Origin of the sequence: Bradyrhizobium sp. CCBAU 11434 (genome assembly GCF_028128895.1) — a bacterium.
Taxonomy (GTDB): Bacteria; Pseudomonadota; Alphaproteobacteria; order Rhizobiales; family Xanthobacteraceae; genus Bradyrhizobium; species Bradyrhizobium zhengyangense.
In genome coordinates this window covers 157,996-171,575 of record NZ_LBJX01000101.1, presented here as the reverse complement: position 1 = coordinate 171,575, position 13,580 = coordinate 157,996, and the positions used below count along the sequence as shown (strand labels likewise).

Annotated in this window: 13 protein-coding genes; 3 read left to right on the top strand and 10 right to left on the bottom strand. The window is 63.7% G+C overall.

All coding sequences use genetic code 11. From position 1 onward, the window contains the following. Positions 1-6: 6 nt before the first annotated feature. Positions 7-960, bottom strand: a complete 954-nt coding sequence (locus XI06_RS35460) for an AEC family transporter (RefSeq protein WP_271607416.1) — start codon at positions 958-960, stop codon at positions 7-9. Between the two features lie 454 nt (positions 961-1,414). On the opposite strand from XI06_RS35460, the gene XI06_RS35455 reads away from it, so the two are divergent. Both XI06_RS35455 and XI06_RS35450 read left to right on the top strand, forming a co-directional pair. Next, positions 1,415-1,771 carry a hypothetical protein gene (locus tag XI06_RS35455; protein ID WP_271607415.1) on the top strand — a complete coding sequence of 119 codons (357 nt, stop codon included), beginning with the start codon at positions 1,415-1,417 and terminating at the stop codon, positions 1,769-1,771. Positions 1,772-2,173: 402 nt separating this feature from the next. After that, positions 2,174-2,851 (top strand): ParA family protein, encoded by a 678-nt coding sequence (locus XI06_RS35450; RefSeq protein ID WP_148751612.1) that lies wholly within the window; start codon positions 2,174-2,176, stop codon positions 2,849-2,851. Positions 2,852-2,926: 75 nt separating this feature from the next. Here the strand turns inward: XI06_RS35450 and XI06_RS35445 are convergent, their stop codons facing one another. The 5 genes from XI06_RS35445 to trxB all read right to left on the bottom strand — a co-directional run bounded on the left by XI06_RS35445 (position 2,927) and on the right by trxB (position 6,777). Beyond that, the gene (locus XI06_RS35445) at positions 2,927-3,094 is read right to left on the bottom strand and encodes a hypothetical protein (RefSeq protein WP_237864402.1); all 168 of its coding nucleotides are present in this window, start codon (positions 3,092-3,094) and stop codon (positions 2,927-2,929) included. A gap of 132 nt (positions 3,095-3,226) precedes the next feature. Further along, positions 3,227-3,373 (bottom strand): hypothetical protein, encoded by a 147-nt coding sequence (locus tag XI06_RS35440; RefSeq protein WP_237864401.1) that lies wholly within the window; start codon positions 3,371-3,373, stop codon positions 3,227-3,229. Positions 3,374-3,527: 154 nt separating this feature from the next. Next, entirely contained in the window at positions 3,528-4,436 is a 909-nt protein-coding gene (locus tag XI06_RS35435; protein ID WP_237872015.1) for a 4-hydroxy-tetrahydrodipicolinate synthase family protein, read from the bottom strand. Positions 4,437-4,882: 446 nt separating this feature from the next. Then, positions 4,883-5,806 (bottom strand): LysR family transcriptional regulator, encoded by a 924-nt coding sequence (locus XI06_RS35430; protein ID WP_177234815.1) that lies wholly within the window; start codon positions 5,804-5,806, stop codon positions 4,883-4,885. A gap of 5 nt (positions 5,807-5,811) precedes the next feature. Then, the gene (trxB, locus tag XI06_RS35425) at positions 5,812-6,777 is read right to left on the bottom strand and encodes a thioredoxin-disulfide reductase (RefSeq protein ID WP_237864399.1); all 966 of its coding nucleotides are present in this window, start codon (positions 6,775-6,777) and stop codon (positions 5,812-5,814) included. Between the two features lie 267 nt (positions 6,778-7,044). Between trxB and XI06_RS35420 the strand changes: the two genes are divergently transcribed. Further along, the gene (locus XI06_RS35420; RefSeq protein ID WP_057741909.1) at positions 7,045-7,524 is read left to right on the top strand and encodes an Lrp/AsnC family transcriptional regulator; all 480 of its coding nucleotides are present in this window, start codon (positions 7,045-7,047) and stop codon (positions 7,522-7,524) included. Between the two features lie 10 nt (positions 7,525-7,534). Here XI06_RS35420 and XI06_RS35415 read toward each other — a convergent pair whose 3' ends face one another. From XI06_RS35415 to XI06_RS35400, 4 genes are all read right to left on the bottom strand, one after another. Next, positions 7,535-7,930, bottom strand: a complete 396-nt coding sequence (locus XI06_RS35415; RefSeq protein WP_249798351.1) for a DoxX family protein — start codon at positions 7,928-7,930, stop codon at positions 7,535-7,537. 136 nt (positions 7,931-8,066) lie between these two features. Beyond that, on the bottom strand, positions 8,067-8,540 hold the full coding sequence (greA, locus tag XI06_RS35410; RefSeq protein WP_018318257.1) for a transcription elongation factor GreA: 474 nt from the start codon (positions 8,538-8,540) through the stop codon (positions 8,067-8,069). A gap of 224 nt (positions 8,541-8,764) precedes the next feature. Further along, a complete protein-coding gene (carB, locus tag XI06_RS35405) occupies positions 8,765-12,229 on the bottom strand; it encodes a carbamoyl-phosphate synthase large subunit (protein ID WP_271607414.1) in 3,465 nt (1,154 codons plus the stop codon). A gap of 142 nt (positions 12,230-12,371) precedes the next feature. Next, positions 12,372-13,541, bottom strand: a complete 1,170-nt coding sequence (locus XI06_RS35400) for an MFS transporter (RefSeq protein WP_271607413.1) — start codon at positions 13,539-13,541, stop codon at positions 12,372-12,374. Positions 13,542-13,580 lie beyond the last annotated feature (39 nt).

Sequence of the window (13,580 nt, the reverse complement as noted above, 5' to 3'; positions counted from 1 at the left end):
TAGTCGTCAGCCACCTAACCTCACCCCCGCCACCACCATCACCACCACCGGCAGCGTCACCGCCGCCAGCAGCGTGCACAGCGCCACCGCGCCCGAGACCGGGTTCACCATCCGCTGATACTGAACCGCGAAGATGTACGCATTCGCGCCTGTCGGCATCGCCGCGAACAGCACGACGACGCCCGTTACGATTGGCGGCAGGTTCAAGAGCTTGGCCAGTGCGAACGCCACCGCCGGCATCGCCAGCAGTTTGAGTGCGCTGATCGCGGCGACGCTTCCCATCTCGCCCTTCACCTCGAAGCGGAACAGGGTGATGCCGAGCGCGATCAGGGCGGCCGGCGATCCCGCCTGCGCGAGCAGCTCGATCGTCTTGTCGACGACGGGGTTGAGGCCGAGGCCGGTGAAGCGCCAGATCACGCCGAAGCCGATCCCCAGCATCAGCGGATTTTTTGCAAGATCCGCAAGGATCGGCCAGATCACCGAGAGCACGGAGCCCGTGCGCTTGCGGCTGACCAGCTCCATCTGCAGGATGCCGCACAGCCAGAGCAGCGGCGTGTTCACCGACAGGATCAGCGACATCGGGCCCGCGGCCTCGTTGCCGAGCGCGGAGAGCACCAGCGGAATTCCTAACATCACGATGTTGCCGTAGACCGAGCCGATCGCGAACACGACGCCGTCCTCGCGGTCCTCGCGCCGCTCGCGGATCAGCGCGGAGATCAGAAGCGCCGCGATCCAGGTGATGGCGAGCGCGCCGTAATAGGCGCCCCACATCCTGTAAGGGCTGACCTCGGGGAATTCCGACACGACGATGGTGCGGAACAGCAGCGCGGGGATCGCGATGCTGAAGGCGAATTCGGAGATGCCCTTGTGCGCGCCCTCGGAGACGAAGCGAAACAGCACCGACGCATAGCCGGCCGCGATCAGCGCAAACACCGGCGCGACGATCAACACGGTGGCCATGCGGTCCTCCCCCTCACGGGGATTTCGGCCGACCACCCCACGCGCCTCTCGATGCTGCCATCATGCCGGTGTTTTGCCCGACAAGTCAAAGGAAAATTCGTAAAATCCGCAAATTGCGGGAATTGGCGAGGCGGCCCAGGGGCCTGGCTACTGTGCATGGGGTTGTTTTGGAGTTTGGGGGAGAGGCCGCCCCACCCACCGCTGTCATCCCCCGCGAAAGCGGGGGATCCAGTACGCCGCGGCCCTTCGGCTCCATCACAACCGCCTCGGAGTACTGGATCGCCCGGTCCAGTGCGCAATTGCGCACAAGGCCGGGCGATGACAGCGGAGAAGCCAGCAAGCCCTCGCCCCTGTTGCCGAGACCGCACAGGTCCGAGCTTTCGCCTCGGCCCTCGTTGCCAACCAACGCCCGTTCACCCACACTCCCGGCCTGTTCGACATTTTGGGGGGACCGATGCCGGTATCTCGCGTCACGACGTCCAAGGCTACCAAGTCGATGGCTGCTGCGAGCCTCTCGCTGGCTCTCGCCGTTCTGGTCCAGCCGGGCATTGGCCTTGCCTACACGCCCGAGCAGCAGCAGGCCTGCTCGCCGGACGCGATGCGGCTGTGCGGCGAGTTCGTGCCGAACGTCGACGCCATCACCGCCTGCATGGTCCAGAAGAAGGCGCAGCTGTCGCCGCAATGCGCGGTGTTCTTCCGCCGCGGACCGGAGCCGGGCGAGGTCCGCGCCGGCGCGCCCGTCAACATCAAGCCGGTCGCCGCCAAGAAGGCCAAGCCGAAGGCGAAGAAGAAAAAGACCGACGACGGCTAGGCGCCTTCCCTCCGCGAAACCCCGTCATGCCCCGCGCGTCATAGTGACGCGAGGGCGACACCAGCCACGCGACAGCCACCGGACTCGTTTTGTTCGCGCAAAGCCGGCGCGCCGGCTTGCAGCAATTCCCATCGCCTCTGCTGAAAAAAGCGCCGCAATGCTTTGCGCGGCGAGGTTGTGGCGCTGTTTTTCCCGCGGGAGTGCTTGAAAAGCCTCGGGATTGCCGGCGTGGTCAGCTGATCATGTCTGTTCATGTCATCAGTCGCGCAAGGCAGTGTGACTCAAAAGCCAACACGTCTTGTTATTCCGTTGCGTCTCGTCGACTGCCGATAAATTTTTCTTTCACGAATCAGCGCGGTGATTCATTTTCGCGACCTGGGGTCAATCTGGGAGGCCAGAGGTATGAACGTTATTGTTTTTGCATCGCGTAAAGGCGGCTCGGGCAAGAGTACCCTGGCTGCACATCTCGCTGCGCAGATCAAGCAGAGCAAGCAGGTGATGCTGGTGGATGCGGATCCGCAAGGTTCGCTGACGCTGTGGCACAAGCTGCGGGGCACCAACGAGCCGCCGATCAAGGCGGCCGTGAACTCGGTCAGCGGCATCGTCTCCGCGGCCAAGCGTGACGGTTACGAGTGGGTGCTGATCGACACGCCGCCGAATCTCTCGGCCGTGGTCGACGACGCCATCAAGAACGCGACGATGGTGGTCATCCCGGCACGCCCCGGCGTCTTCGACGTCAACGCGGTGCAGGAAACCATCCAGATGTGCCGCGCGGCGCGCAAGCCCTACGCGGTCGTGCTCAACGGCGCTCCGGCACGTCGCGACGAATCCGAAAGCCCGATCGTCACCATCGCCCGCGAGGCGCTGGCCAAGTTCCGCGCTCCGGTATGGGGCGGTCAGATCACCAATCGTTCGGATTTGTTGATGGCACTCAGCCACGGCGAAGGCGCGCGTGAGTATCAGGCCGAGAGCCGTGCGGCCCAGGAAATTGCAAGACTGTGGGCGGCGATCGAGCGTTCAGTGAAAGCTATTCGCGGCACGGCGTCGGCGTCAGGCGCAATGCACAAGCAGGCGGCATAATTTCATTCAATCATTCCCCGGACGACAAACGCGCAGGGTCCTGCGCGTTTTGCGTTTTCAGTGATGATGACGACGTTACGCGACCATCAGCATGTAGAACACGATCACCGGCGACAGCGTCAGGATCACCGACCAGACGCCGACGGCCCAGAGAATGTCTCCGGTGGAAAAGCCCTGCTGTTCAGAGTCGTCGAAGCTTTGCGCGGCGCCGTAATGCGGCACCATATCGTTCTGATTGTTCAAGATCGCCCCCGCGATTTCTTCGCTTATGGGGACAACGATACGCGGGATGTTTTAAAATTCCGGCTCAGCGCCACGCTCGCATTTTGAGCGCATTTGCCACCACGCATTAACCATCGCCGCGGTCTTGGCTCGTCAGGCGAGCCAGACCCGGAACAGCAGCACCGGCATCAGGCCGAGCATCACCGCCCAGAAGCCGAACGACGATACCACCAGGATTCCCTGCAAGAGATCGGCAGGCGCGAACATTTCCGCCGCGGTCGGGCGAACGCGTTGGCCCATGGTCATTCCCCCTTGTGAAAGACGTCGATGGGGGAACGATAGGCGCCATTGCGTAAACGAGACGTGGATGCGCCATGCGGCAGCTGCGAAGAGCGTTGGTGTGCGGTTAACCACGGGCGCCTCTCCCCACGCGCGGGGAGAGGCGAACGAGGAGCTACGCTGCGACCTTGACCCGCCGCTCGATCTCGCGATCGAGCGCGGCGGCGAGCTCGCTGCTGACTTCTACCATCGGCAGGCGCACCTCGGGGCTGTCGATCAGGCCCGTCCGCCACAGCCAGTACTTCGCCGGCGCCGGGCTCGGTTCGGTGAACAACAGCCGCGTCAGCTCCGCGACCTCCTGCCAGTGCGCCTCTGCCGCACCTTGGTTGCCTTGCTTCAGCTCGCTGTAAACGGCAGCGAAGGTCGCGGTCTCGATATGGGCAGACAGCAGGATGCCGCCGTCGGCGCCGTCGCCGAGCGCCTCGAAGTAATTCGCGTCCTCGCCGGTCAGCACGCGAAAGCTCTTCGGCCGGTCGCGCAGCAGCGCGATCGACTGCTCGCGGCTCGCGCCACAATCCTTCAAGCCCACGATGTTGGGATGCTCGGCGAGCCGCAGCATGGTCTGGTTGGTGATGCCGACGGCGCAGCGATAGGGAATGTTGTAGAGCGCAAGCGGCCAGGCGGCGTGATCGGCCAGCGCCTCGAAATGCGCAACGATCCCGCGCTGTGACGGCCGCACGTAATAGGGGCTCGCGATCAGATAGAAGTCGATCGGCCAGTCCGCGGTCTCGTCCAGCCGCTCCTTCATCCGCGAGGTGTCCACGCCTGAGAGCCCGAGGCCGATCGGAACGTTGCGGCGGCCGGTCGCCATCTCGTCGCGGACGATGGCAACGAGGTGTTCGAGCTCGGCCTCGCGCAGCGTCATGCCTTCGCCTGAGGTCGCCCCCAGGATGAAGCCGTCGATGCTTTGCGCGGCGTAGTGTCGCGTCAGCCGCCGCAGCGAGATCTCGTCGAGACGACCGCTCCGAAACGGCGTCACCAGCGGCAGCCACAGCCCATGCATATGGGTTCGCAAATCAGTCATGTTCTTATCTCCTTCTCGAGGATGAGCCTGAGACGGAGGGCACATGAAAAAACCCCGTCCAGGTGGCGGGGTTTTCGGGATTGGCTCGCGATGACGAAGTCAGCTAGCGCGCGCAAAAATCCGAGGTCCCCGGATGGGGGCCTTTTTTCGAGACGATTGCGCACGACTTCGTGATCATTTGGAAATGATGCGGGGAACGCCCAAAACTGTCAATACACGCGGAGGGCGAAGGTCTGATTGGGCAGAAAAAAAGCCGGACCCGAAGGCCCGGCTTAGGTATTGGCCACGTGAGGCCGACACAATCACCTTCCAAGAGGGATTACTGAACTCCCGCGCCACTGGAGGAGGGGGACAAATGCGCAACGCGAAGGCTCAGCGTAAAAACATTATGGGCTTGACCCGCGCCATGCAGCAACCGTCGAGGTCGCATGTCAGACATGCGGAAATCAGGACGGCCAGCGCTGCGCCTTGCTCACCACGAAGTCGCGGAACACCTGCACGCGGGCGACCGTCTTCAGCTCTTCCGGATAGACAAAATAAGTGTCGAGCTGGATCGAATCCGATTCGCCAAACAGTTGTACGAGGCGGCTCTGTTCTTCGATCAGATAATCCGGCAGCGCGGCGATACCGAGACCCTGCTGACAGGCGCGCACCAGGCCGAGGATGTTGTTGACCCTGAAATAGGCTTCGCGCGGACCCGAGCCATTGCGGCCGGCTTCGACCAGCCAGTTGCGGTTCTGCAGATGCGGCGCGAAGTTGCCGTCGGCCAGCGTGATGATGCGGTGGGAGTCGAGCTCCTCCAGGGTGCGCGGCGTGCCGAAGCGCTTGATGTAGTCGGGCGAGCAATAGGCGTGGAAGCCCATCGCGAAAAGCTTGCGCTGGATGAGATCCGGCTGTGTCGGCTTGCGGGTGCGGATCGCAACGTCCGCCTCGCGCATCGACAGATCCAGTTCCTCGTCGGTGACGATCAGCGAGATCCGGATCTCCGGGTAGAGTGCGGTGAACTCGCCGAGCCGCGGGATCAGCCAGTTGATGCCGACGCCGGGCGTGGTGGTGATCTTGAGATCGCCGCTCGGCCGCTCACGGCTGTCGGTCAGTTTCGCGCGCGCCGCCTGCAGCTGCATGAACACGTCATGCGCGGTGCGGAACAACAGGTCGCCCTGCTCGGTGAGGATCAGGCCGCGCGCATGACGGTGAAACAGCGAGACCGAGAGCTCCTGTTCCAGCGCCGAGACCTGGCGTGACACCGCCGATTGCGACAGGCCGAGCTGTTCTCCCGCATGCGTGAAGCTGCCCGCTTCCGCCGCCGCGTGAAACACCTTCAGCTTGTCCCAGTCCATATCCGTAAATCCGTCGCGTGTTCGGGGCATGATCGTTATTCCGCTGCCGCGCGCTCGCTGGCGCGCAGGGCCAAGAAACGTTCGGCCTCGAGCGCTGCCATGCAGCCGAGGCCTGCGGCCGTCACGGCCTGGCGATAGGTTTCGTCGGCGACGTCGCCGGCCGCGAACAGGCCGGGCACGGAGGTCGCTGTCGAGTTCGGGGCGACCTCGACATAGCCCGACGGTTTCAGCTTGACCGCGTCTTTCACCAGCTCCGTTGCCGGCGCGTGGCCGATGGCCACGAACACGCCGTCGGTCTTCACATCCGTCAGCGCGCCGGTCTTGACGTTCTTGAGCCTGATATGGGTGACCTTGTTGGGGTTCTCGGTGCCGCAGATCTCGTCGACGGCGGAGTCCCAGATCACCCTGATCTTCGGATGCTTGAACAGGCGCTCCTGCAGGATGCGCTCGGCGCGGAAGTGGTCGCGGCGATGCACGATGGTGACCTGTGAGGCATGGTTGGTCAGGTACAGCGCTTCCTCGACCGCGGTATTGCCGCCGCCGACCACCACAACCTCCTTGTTGCGGTAGAAGAAGCCGTCGCAGGTGGCGCAAGCCGAAACGCCGCCGCCCTGGAATTTTTGTTCCGAGGGCAGCCCGAGCCAGCGCGCCTGGGCACCGGTGGCGAGGATCACGGTGTCGGCGAGATAGACATCGCCGGAGTCGCAGGTGAGGCGGAACGGTCGCTGCGAGGTGTCGAGCTTGATCACCAAATCGGTGACAATCCTGGTGCCGACATGCACTGCCTGCTTTTCCATCTGTTCCATCAGCCAGGGACCCTGGATCACGTCGGCGAAGCCCGGATAGTTCTCGACGTCGGTGGTGATGGTGAGCTGGCCGCCGGCCTGCATGCCCTGGATCAGGATCGGCTCGAGCATCGCGCGCGCGGCGTAGATCGCGGCGGTGTAGCCGGCGGGGCCGGAGCCAATGATGACGACCTTTGCATGAACAGGAGCGGACATATTTGCGGACGCCTTTCACGGGGGATTTGCAGCGCGGGCGCGGAACGTGCCGGGAGGCCTCGCGGAGGCGCTGAAATATCAGAGCTAATCTAAGCGTTCTGGTGAGCTATGCAAGAATTGCATTCCCTGTCGGCGGATTTTTCCAACAAGGAACAAAAGTCGATTGCGCTGCACGCGCAATAAAATTGCTCATTTGGCACAGACTGGGCTATGAGGATTGCGACAGACCCACCCAATACCGCCGATAAAGCCAGGAGTTCCAATCACGTGTCGCGGAACCTAGACGAGATCGACCTCAAGATTCTGTCCGAAATCCAGGCCGACGGTCGAATCACCAATGTCGAGCTCGCCAAACGGGTCGGTATTTCGCCCCCGCCCTGTCTGCGCCGGGTCCGGGCGCTGGAGGAGGAGGGTTACATCCACGGCTACCGCGGGCTGCTGGATGCGCGAAAGCTCGGTTTCGACGTCACCGTGTTCGCCGCCGTGCACCTCTCCAGCCAGGCGGAAGCGGATTTGCGCGCCTTCGAGGAGTTCGTCCGCGCCGAGCCGCTGGTGCGGGAATGCTGGATGCTGTCCGGAGAGGTCGATTTCATCCTGAAATGCGTCGCCCCCGATATGGCGACCTTCCAGGACTTTGTGACGCACCTGACCGCGGCGCCGCACGTTCGCAACGTGCGCACGTCATTGGTGCTGCATAATTCGAAATACGAGGCGGCGGTGCCACTCGACGTGAAGGGGCGGCGGTAAAAACGAAAAGTTACCGCCGCAGCGCATCCACGCTGATCGGACCGCTTCCGGCGGCCGCGAGGAAGAGGCACGCGAAGCACAGCACGATCGCCAGCGCGCCGTCGTTGACGACGGGAAAGAAGCTGTGCGGCATGTGCTCGATGAAATAGGCGAAAGCCATCTCACCGGACAGGATGAAGGCCGCCGGTCGCGTGAAGAGGCCGATCATCAAGAGGCCGCCAGCTACGAATTCGAACATGCCGGCAATACCCCAGAGCGACAACGGCGTGACGTCGGCAAACATCTCCACCGGCGGAAACTTGAACAGCTTGGCGACGCCATAGTGAAAGAACATTAGCCCAGCGACGAAGCGGAAGAGGCTAAGCAGATAAGGCTGGCTTCGCGCAGCGATGCGATCGATGTCCATCATGTCCTCCCGTGCTCGAACGGCAGCGCCGAGCATGACGGAGGACGGTGCAGTTCACAATCGCGCCCTGGACACGTTGCGAAACAGAAAAGCCGCGCAATTCGCGCGGCTTTTCAGGCAGTCTTTGCGAAGTGGATTACCGCCACTCCACCTTGGTGATCTCGTAGGCCTTGGCGCCTCCGGGGGCGTTGACCTCGACGGTCGAGCCCTTCTTCTTGCCGATCAGCGCGCGTGCCAGCGGCGAGGTGATGGAGATGCGGCCCTTCTTGGCGTCGGCCTCGACCTCGCCGACGATCTGCCACACCGTCTTCTTCTCGGTGTCCTCGTCGACCAGCGTCACGGTGGCGCCGAACTTGATGGTGTCGCCGGAGAGCTTGGAAATGTCGATGATGTCGGCCCGCGCAAGCTTGTCCTCGAGCTCGGCGATGCGGCCTTCATTATGGGACTGCTCTTCCTTCGCGGCATGGTATTCCGCATTTTCGGAGAGGTCGCCGTGGGAGCGCGCTTCCGCAATATGCTCGATGATGCGCGGACGGTCCTCGGACTGGCGCTTCTTCAATTCTTCCCCGAGCGCGGCAAAGCCGCTCGCAGTCATCGGAACCTTTTCCATCTCTTCTCTCGTCTTCCAGTCGCGCGCCCGCCAAAAACGGAGGGCGCTGCAACCCTGATTCGTCAGTGCTTTCCGGACCTGAACACACCGCCACCGGAACGTTAAGTGGGCTGGCGCCGGAACAAAACAACCACATGGCCGGACAGTTCCTCCGGCCATTGTGGCTTGATGGCCAATCACTTAGCCCAAGGCTTACCCCTCAGGGCCGTGCCTTCCGCGCGCGATCAGGTTTCCGAAAAGTAGCTCTGCAGGGTCCGAACCTCAAGGTCCCCGCCCAGATAGGCGCGGATGCCCTGCGCGGCCGCCACGGCCCCGGAAAGAGTGGTGTAATACGGCACTTTATGCAAGAGGGCCGCGCGCCGCAGCGAACGGCTGTCGGCGAGCGCCTGCGGGCCTTCGGTGGTGTTGAGGACGAGCTGGACGTCGCCATTGGTGATGGCATCGACGATGTGTGGCCGCCCCTCCAGCACCTTGTTCACCTTCTCCGCCGGGATGCCCTGATCGGTCAGGAAGCGCGCCGTCCCTGAGGTCGCCAGCACCTTGAAGCCAAGCGAATGCAGCTGGCGCACGGCCTCGGCGATACGAACCTTGTCGCTCTCGCGTACCGAGACGAACACCGTGCCCTTGCGCGGCACCCGCGTGCCGCCGCCAAGCTGGCTCTTCGCGAATGCCACCGCGAAGGAGCGGTCGATGCCCATGACCTCGCCGGTCGAGCGCATCTCCGGACCCAGCACCGTGTCGACGCCGGGGAAGCGGGCGAATGGGAAGACCGATTCCTTCACGCCGACATGCTTGAAGTCCGCCTTCTTCAGCTTGAAGTCGGCAAGCTTCTCGCCGGCCATGATGCGCGCGGCGATCTTGGCGACCGGCGTGCCGACCACCTTGGCCACGAACGGCACCGTGCGCGAGGCGCGCGGATTGACCTCGAGCACGTAGATATCGCCGTCCTTGATGGCGTATTGCACGTTCATCAGGCCGACGACGTCGAGGCCGAGCGCGAGCTCGCGGGTCTGCCGCTCCAGCTCCGCGATCATCTTGCTGTCGAGCGAGTGCGGCGGCAGCGAGCAGGCGCTATCGCCGGAGTGAATGCCGGCTTCCTCGATGTGCTCCATGATACCGACGATGAAGGTGTCCTTGCCGTCGCAGAGGCAGTCGACGTCGATCTCGGTGGCATCGGACAGATAGCGATCGAACAGCAGCGGGTTCTTGCCGAGCACGGTGTTGATCTGTCCGGTCTTGTCGTTCGGGTAGCGCGCCTTGACGTCAGCAGGCACCAGCTCCGGCAGCGTGCCGAGCAGATAGTCGTTGAGCTGGTTCTCCTCGCGGATGATCTGCATCGCGCGGCCGCCGAGCACGTAGGACGGGCGCACCACCAGCGGCAGACCGAGATCGGCGGAGACGAGGCGAGCCTGCTCGACCGAATAAGCGATGCCGTTCTTCGGCTGCTTCAGGCGGAGCTTGTCGAGCACGCGCTTGAAACGGTCGCGGTCCTCGGCGAGGTCGATGGCGTCGGGCGAGGTGCCGAGGATCGGTACTTCGGCTGCTTCCAGCGCACGAGCAAGCTTCAGCGGGGTCTGGCCGCCGAACTGCACGATCACGCCATGCAGCGTGCCGTTGCTGCGCTCCTTGGCGATGATCTCGAGCACATCCTCGGCGGTGAGCGGTTCGAAATAGAGCCGGTCGGCGGTGTCGTAGTCGGTCGACACCGTTTCCGGATTGCAGTTGACCATGATGGATTCGTAGCCGGCGTCATGCAGCGCGAAGCAGGCGTGACAGCAGCAATAATCGAACTCGATGCCCTGGCCGATACGGTTCGGGCCGCCGCCGAGGATGATGACCTTCTTTTTGTCCGAGGGCGTGCTTTCGTCGGCGGCACTGCCCGCGAACGGCGACTCGTAGGTCGAGTACATGTAGGCCGTGGGGGACGCGAATTCGGCGGCGCAGGTGTCGATACGCTTGTAGACCGGACGGACGCCGAGCGCCTGGCGCTTGGCGGTGACTTCGGCCTCGGTCATTTGGGCGAGCACCGCGAGGCGCGCGTCCGAGAAGCCCAGGGCCTTGAGGGTGCGCATGCCGAAGGCATTGCCGGGCAGGCCGTGCTTCCTGACCTTCTCTTCCATGTCGACGATGCCGCGCATCTCGCCGAGGAACCACGGATCGATCTTGCAGGAGTTGAAGATATCCTCGTTCGACCAGCCGAGCCGCATGGCCTGCGCGACCTGCAGCAGGCGGTTCGGCGTCGGCGTGCCGAGGGCTGCGCGGATCGCGTTCTTGTCGTCGTCCTGGCCGAGGCCTTCGATCTCGATCTCGTCGAGCCCGGTGAGTCCGGTCTCGAGCCCGCGCAGCGCCTTCTGCAGGCTCTCCTGGAAGGTGCGGCCGATCGCCATGACTTCGCCGACCGACTTCATTGAGGTCGTCAGCGTGGAGGAGGCGCCGGGGAATTTCTCGAAGGCGAAACGCGGGATCTTGGTCACCACGTAGTCAATCGTCGGCTCGAACGAGGCCGGCGTCGCACCGCCGGTGATGTCGTTGGCGATCTCATCGAGCGTGTAGCCGACGGCGAGCTTGGCTGCGACCTTGGCGATCGGGAAGCCGGTGGCCTTCGAGGCCAGCGCCGACGAGCGCGACACGCGCGGATTCATCTCGATCACGACCATGCGGCCGTCTTCGGGATTGACGCCGAACTGCACGTTGGAGCCGCCAGTCTCGACGCCGATCTCGCGCAGCACCGCCAGCGAGGCGTCGCGCATGATCTGGTATTCCTTGTCCGTCAGCGTCAGCGCCGGCGCCACCGTGATGGAGTCGCCGGTGTGCACGCCCATCGGATCGAAATTCTCGATCGAGCAGACGATGATGCAATTGTCCTTTTTGTCGCGCACCACCTCCATCTCGAATTCTTTCCAGCCGAGGACGGATTCCTCGATCAGGACTTCGTTGGTGGGGGACGCATCAAGACCGCGCTCGATGATGTCGAGGAACTCTTCCTTGTTGTAGGCGATGCCGCCGCCGGTGCCGCCCATGGTGAAGGAGGGCCGGATGATCGCGGGCAGGCCGATCTCGGACAGCGCCATCATGGCCTGGCCGAAAGCGTATTCCTGGTAGCGCTTGCGGCGATCGCTCTCGCCGAGCGTCCATTGCCGATCGAGCTCCTCGAGCGCAGCGCCGGACAGCTTCTCGCGTTCAGCGTGGTACTTGTCGCGGAACGACTTCTTCAACTCGGAGGCGTTGGCGAGACGCGACTTCGGCGTCTCGAGCCCGATCTTGGTCATGGCCTCGCGGAACAGCTGGCGATCCTCGGCCTTGTCGATGGCGTCGGCGGTGGCGCCGATCATCTCGACGTCGAACTTCTCCAGCGTGCCCTGCCGGCGCAGCGACAGCGCGCAGTTCAGCGCGGTCTGGCCGCCCATGGTCGGCAGCAGCGCGAAGCCGCCGGGAATAGCGTGACGTTCCTTCTCGATGATCTTGGCGACGATCTCGGGCGTGATCGGCTCGATATAGGTCGCATCGGCCAATTCCGGGTCGGTCATGATCGTGGCCGGATTGGAATTGACGAGGACGATACGGTAGCCCTCTTCCTTCAGCGTCTTCACCGCTTGCGTGCCCGAATAGTCGAACTCGCAGGCCTGGCCGATCACGATGGGACCGGCGCCGATGATCAGGATGGTCGAGATGTCGGTTCGTTTAGGCATCACCGCTCGCGGGCTGGAAACTGGGCACAAAAAAAGGGCGCGCTTGCCGCGCGTCCCCTTGTGCGAGAGCGCGGGGTCTTCCCTCGCGCGCGGGTGGGTCTTAGACCAGTTTTCGGGGCGGCGAAACCCCGAAAAACGCCCATCAACCGGCAATTTTGACCGGTTTTGGCCGCGCCTGCCAGCCACGGGCGATATGCACCAGAAGCGAGGCCGCGACGCTCGATCCGCCGATCCAGCCGAGGTCATCAGGCGAGAGGGTGGCCAGCACCGCGCCACCCAGCGCCCCGCCGATGGCAAAGCCGAGATACATCGCCGATGCGTTCAGCGAGAGCGCGATCATCGAGGCCTGGGGTTCAATTCGGATGATGCTGGCGATCTGGGCCGGATAGAACGCCCAGCCGGACAGGCCCCAGAGAAAGATCGCGCCCAGCACCGCGTAATGTGCCTGTTCGGGCAAGAGCTTCAGGACCAGCGAATGCAGGATCAGCGCGCTCGCCATGCTGGCGAGCCCGAGCGCGGCGGTGGTCATCGTTCCAAGCCGGTCGGCCAGGACGCCGCCGAGCATGTTCCCGATTGCGGCAGCGCCGCCAAACACCAGCAGGGCAAGGCTGATTTGCGAGGCATCGAAGCCGAGGCCGCGCAGCGGGACCGCGAAATAGGTGAACACTGTGAAGCCGCCGAGCGCCCATAGAATCGTGATGGCGAGCGCAATCACGACATTGCTGTGACGCGCCACCGCCAGCCGTTCGCTGAGCGAAGCCGTGTTCCGCGGCAGGCCGCGGGGCAGGCCGAGCAACAGGCCGGCAAGCGCGACCGCGCTGATGACGGCGACCATGGCAAAAGTTGCGCGCCAGCCGAGCAGGCTGCCGACGAGGTTGCCCAGGGGAACGCCGATGACGGTCGCGACCGTGAGGCCCGAGGTGACCAAGGCGACCGCGCGGCCGCGCCGTTCCGGCGAGGCGACCGCCACGGACACAGCCAGCGCTGTCGGCATGCACAGCCCGGAGCCCAGGGCCATCAGCATGCGCGAGGCGAGCAGCAGGGCGTAGTTGGAGGCCACCATCGCCGCGAGGTTTCCGGCGATGAAGGTCGTCAGCGCGAGTGCCAGCACTGTGCGGCGGTCAACGTTGTTCAGGGTCACCGCGAGGATCGGCGAACCCACGGCGTAGGTGAGAGCGTACGCGGTGACCAATTGGCCGGCAGCCGAGACCGAAATCGAGAGGTCGTTGGCAATCACGGGCAAAAGTCCAGCAATTACAAAACCTTCTGTACCGATCGCAAAGGCCCCCAAGGCCAGCCAGAACACGCTCATGGTTCGAATTCCCTATGTTCAATGTTTATTGAACTATCG